At 41.1% G+C, this 5,112-nt stretch carries 4 protein-coding genes; all 4 read left to right on the top strand.

Annotated features, from left to right (window positions below):
• A partial coding sequence (locus QVO99_RS00045; RefSeq protein ID WP_288176819.1) for a hypothetical protein occupies positions 1 to 308 on the top strand: 308 nt, incomplete at its 5' end.
• Positions 309 to 341: 33 nt separating this feature from the next.
• Entirely contained in the window at positions 342 to 1,808 is a 1,467-nt protein-coding gene (locus QVO99_RS00040) for an AAA family ATPase (RefSeq protein WP_022315536.1), read from the top strand.
• A 501-nt stretch (positions 1,809 to 2,309) separates the two neighbouring features.
• On the top strand, positions 2,310 to 3,497 hold the full coding sequence (locus tag QVO99_RS00035; RefSeq protein ID WP_022315535.1) for an ATP-binding protein: 1,188 nt from the start codon (positions 2,310 to 2,312) through the stop codon (positions 3,495 to 3,497).
• Positions 3,498 to 3,753: 256 nt separating this feature from the next.
• Positions 3,754 to 5,001: an ATP-binding protein gene (locus QVO99_RS00030; RefSeq protein WP_022315534.1), complete on the top strand. Its 1,248-nt coding sequence runs from the start codon at positions 3,754 to 3,756 to the stop codon at positions 4,999 to 5,001.
• Positions 5,002 to 5,112 lie beyond the last annotated feature (111 nt).

Genomic DNA, 5,112 nt, shown 5'->3' with positions numbered 1-5,112 from the left:
ATACCAAAATCCAAGCAAGCCCTAATGGTCGATTCGGGTTAAAACTGAAATATGGTTATTGCGACATGAACTTATTAGGCAGCCGCCTGGCATCAATTCTGCCCTTAATGCCGACAGGGATAATGCCACTACTTCCAAGTCAGAGAACATTAGTGTCCAATTTAAAATTGGACACTAATGCCTTGTTTCCTATTTTAAAGTCTTTAATTTGGGCTTTTATCATCAAAACCTGTCGTAATCTCAATGAAAAAGTGAGATTACGACAGATTTCTTGCTTAAAAGTTGTCGTAATCTCGTGTTTTCTGTAACTTTGCGACATGTTCCATTAATATGAAATAGATATGAAGGAGAATATTATAGGCAGAGAACTTGAGATAGAAAAGCTTGAAAACTATATTTCAAGTCGTAAATCTGAATTTATTGCTATCTATGGTAGACGACGTGTAGGCAAGACTTTTCTTGTGAAAGAACTGTTTGAAAATCAGTTTGCATTCCGTGTAACTGGCAAAGACAATGTAACTACCAAGGAACAGCTTGCAAGTTTCAGCTTCGCACTTAACGACCAGTTAGGCATAGATACAGATGCTACCAATTGGTCGGAAGCCTTTCGACTTCTTCAGAAAGCATTGGAAAAGATGCCTAACGGAACTAAAATCATCTTCTTCGATGAACTCCCTTGGTTCGACACTTATGCATCCAACTTTATCAGCGCCTTAGAACATTTTTGGAACGATTGGGCTTCCTACCGTAGCGATATCAAACTGATAGCTTGCGGAAGTGCTACCACCTGGATGCTTAATCATGTTATCAATTCACGAGGAGGACTACACAATCGCATTACTCACAATATTCTGCTCTCGCCATTCAAACTGCATGAGGTTGAAGAGTATTTTAAATCGCAAGGTTTCTATTATGAGCGACCTGAAATCATAGAGTGTTATATGGCGATGGGCGGTGTGGCTTATTACCTGTCTCTTTTCGAGAACAACAAAAGCGTAGCGCAAAATATTCAGCAACTTTGTTTCACACGTGGCGGAGAACTCTCCGAAGAGTTTGACCGTCTGTTCAATTCGCTTTTTAAGAAAGCCAACAATCATCTTGCCATAGTTACTGCCCTAAAAAATAAGGGAAAGGGTATGACTCGACTTGACTTGTTAGATGCTACAGGATTGGCTAACAACGGAAGGTTTAGTCTGATACTTAAGGAGTTAGAGCAATGTGATTTCATCCGAAGCTACACCCCATTCGGCAAGTCGAAGAAAGATATGATGTATCAGCTGACAGACCCATTCTGCCTGTTTTATTTCAAATTCATGCACAACAAGGGTTCATTCCTCGATAACTATTGGGTCAAGATGCAGACCACTGCTGAGTATGAGTCATGGTGTGGTCATGCCTTTGAAATCGTATGTCTTCACCACATCAACGAAATAGTCAAGGCTTTGGGCATAGACGGTAGCATCAACACTCCTTGTTCATGGTCTTATCGTCCTACTGCAAAAGTCATGGCAGATGAGGAGACTGACGAAGATTTGAAACATGGAACGCAAATAGACTTACTGATAGACCGTTCTGACAGATCGATTTCTGTCTGCGAAATGAAGTATTGTAATGGGGAATATGAAATCAGCAAGGCATACGATACCCACCTGGCACACCGCTTAAATGTGTTTAAGAAGGTGACGAAGACAACAAAAACTCTCATTCCAACCTTCATTACGCCATATGGGCTATATAATAATATGTATGCAAGAAAGATAAATAGGCAAGTAATAGGAAACGACTTATTCTTAGTGTCCCATTCTTGAGGTTTCTACCTCTTTTACTTCCTTTTTCTTAGAACCGCACCCAATCCCACTTTTTGTGTTCCGTCCCAATTCGTAAGTTGGTCAGCACACCCATTGGAGCCACCAAGCGAAACGTATGTGTCTGTACTACCCTAGAAAAAGTTGAATGGATTTGTACTGTAAGCCTGAGGTTGGTTGAATGATTTTCGCCTTATCCCCAAACTCTGTTGAATAAATATGCTTAAACACTGATTATAGTTGAATGCTTTTTGTTTGGGTTTTAATGAGTAATTTCAGAGAATACTTTTGTACAATAATCAAAAATATACATACCAGATGCGGTTATTTCAGATAAAAGTCCTATATTTGCCATCGGAAGATGGGATTTTACTCAGTCCGTTGAGTAAAATTACTCAGTCGACTGAGTAAAATTATTCATTATGCTGAGTAAAACAACTTGAAAGCCCCCATTAAATATAGCAAGACTATACATATCACATCATCATCTATAAACAACAGACCATGTACAAAAGAAAGATATATGATACCATCATCAAGAGATTAGGTGAACAAAGAATGTTCATCCAAGTAATCATGGGACCACGACAGATTGGAAAATCTACCGTTATCAAACAAGTATTGGATGATTTAAGTAAACCGTTTCTTTTCTATTCTGCCGACACCATTCCTTCAACATCTTCCACTTGGATTAGCGATTGCTGGAATAATGCACGTCTTCAAATGCGCACACAAGGACTTGAAGAAATGATCTTGGTTATTGACGAGATACAAAAACTTAAAAACTGGAGTGAATATGTAAAGAAAGAATGGGACGCTGATAGTATAAATCACATCAACATCAAAGTGGCATTATTAGGCTCGTCAAGGGTGTTATTAGAAAAAGGATTGGCAGAATCTCTCATGGGGCGATATGAGGAAATCAGAATGAGCCATTGGAGTTATCCAGAAATGAAAGAAGCCTTTGGAATGACTATTGAACAATACATCTATTTTGGAGGCTACCCAGGAGCTGCCATGCTTATTGGTGACGAAGAACGTTGGAAGAACTATGTTAGCGGAGCCATCATTGATGCTACTATAAACAAGGACATCTTGATGGATTCTCCAATAGGGAAGCCTGCTCTGCTTCGTCAAACTTTCGAATTGAGCGTAGCTTATTCGGGTAAGATACTTTCTCTAACAAAAATGCTGGGAATATTGCAAGATGCTGGCAACACAGTTACATTGGCAGGCTATCTAAATCTTTTGAGCGATAGCGGACTTGTCACAGGACTACAGAAATTTTCTATAGATGTAGCCCGCAAACGTGCCAGCATTCCTAAATACCAAGTGTACAACAATGCCTTATTGAGTTCTCAATTAGGTTTAACATTTCAAGAAGCCGTTTCTGATAGTAAGCAATGGGGACAATTCTTTGAATCCGCCATAGGAGCCTACATATTAAGCGAAGCTTTTACCCATCGTTTTGAAGTCTTTTACTGGCGAGAAGGCAACGACGAGGTTGACTTCATCCTCAAGAAGAATCAGAAATTCATAGCTATAGAAGTAAAAAGTAATGGAGAGGCTTATACCACGGGCTTAGAGCGTTTCCGCAATCTATTCCATCCGTCGGCAACATTTATCGTAGGCGAGGAAGGTATCTCCCCAGAAGTTTTCTTGAACATGGATCTAAGAAAACTATTCGAATAACTTAATGGCAAATAATTAGTAACCTGAGTTCAAAGTGGCAACGTGGAAGAAGAATCGTTTCGTATCTGACAGACATATTTGACACAATACAATAGGTAAACCCTGACCAAGAATGGCAAAAACTCATGGATTGTGATAAAAAAGTGTGAGAATATAGTAAAAAAATCAGAGTTTATTAATTCTGTTTTATAGAAAATACTTAACTTTGTAAACCAAACTTTATAAAATCATACAACTCTTATTAAATATAATTTACATGAGTATCAGTAAAGATGTCATCAAACAGTGCCTAATTAGTAAGCAGCGCGAAGTGGATGAGGCAGTGATTGTGAACCGTCCCACTGACTTTGAAGAGAATGGCAATTATGTGATAGTTGGCGTGAGACATGCGGGTAAGTCGTACCTGCTGTATCAGCGTGTGCGTCAGTTGCAGGCAGCAGGAAAGGGATGGGACGAGATTCTGTTTGTGGACTTTGAGGATGAGCGTCTGGCGGAATTCCAGACGGAGGACTTCAACAGTCTGCTGGAAGCCCACCTGGAACTGTATGGTAAGAAGCCGGTGGTGTTTCTGGACGAGGTGCAGAACATTCCTCACTGGGATAAGTTCGTGCGGAGATTGGCTGATGCGAAATACAGGGTGTATGTGACGGGCAGCAATGCGAAGATGCTGAGCAAAGAGGTGGCAACTACGCTGGGCGGACGGTTCTTTATCTATGATGCATACCCATATTCATTCAAAGAGTATCTGGCAGCACAGCAGGTAGAACTGAAGGAGCATTGGGAGTATGACACTATCCAAAGAAGTGAGGTGAAGCGGCATTTGAATGAATACTTCTATTACGGCGGTCTGCCAGAAATCCTGTCGTTCAAGAACAAGCGGGCCATGCTTTCGAGTTTGTACCAGAAAATCTACCTTGGTGACATCTGTGCGCGAAACAACATTAAGAACGACAGGGTGCTGAACATCTTGATTAAGAAGATGGCAGAGAGCGTGAAGCAACCTCTGTCGTATAACAGGCTGAAGAATGTGATTGTGTCAACGGGGTCGCCCATTAGTGTGCCTACTGCGATTGACTATGCGGGGTATGCCGCTGACAGTTGGCTTATATTGCCCATGGAGAATGAGGTTGGAAAGCTGACGGAGAAAGAGACTCAGAAGAAGTATTACTTTATCGATAACGGCTTGCTGAACCTGTTTCTGATGAACTCAGAGACATCATTACTGGAGAACATGGTAGCGGTGGAGTTGTGCAGACGATTTGGCAAGGAGAATGTGTTTTTCCTAAACGCTGAGAAGGAAATAGACTTCATAGTGTCTGAAGAGAAGTTGGCCATACAGGTGTCCTATAGCATCAAGGATGAGACCACATACAACAGGGAGGTGCCACCATTGGCGAAATATGCCAAGGCGCACGAGGATTGGAATTGCCTGCTGATTACGTATGATGAGGAGGGCACGGAAGAGGGAATACCCGTAGTGCCGGTTTGGAAGTGGTTGATGTAGGCTATTGGGAGCACGAATCTTACTAATTGACACGATTAAGATATGGTTTGTTTACGCATTGTTTACGCAGAAACCAATCGGGTAGGAGGTAAATGTTATTCATAAAAGGCA

The sequence above is a fragment of the Prevotella sp. CAG:592 genome (assembly GCF_000436015.1).
Classification (GTDB): domain Bacteria; phylum Bacteroidota; class Bacteroidia; order Bacteroidales; family Bacteroidaceae; genus Prevotella; species Prevotella pectinovora.
Note: the sequence above shows the minus strand (reverse complement) of the source record. Positions and strands in the feature narration are given on the sequence as shown.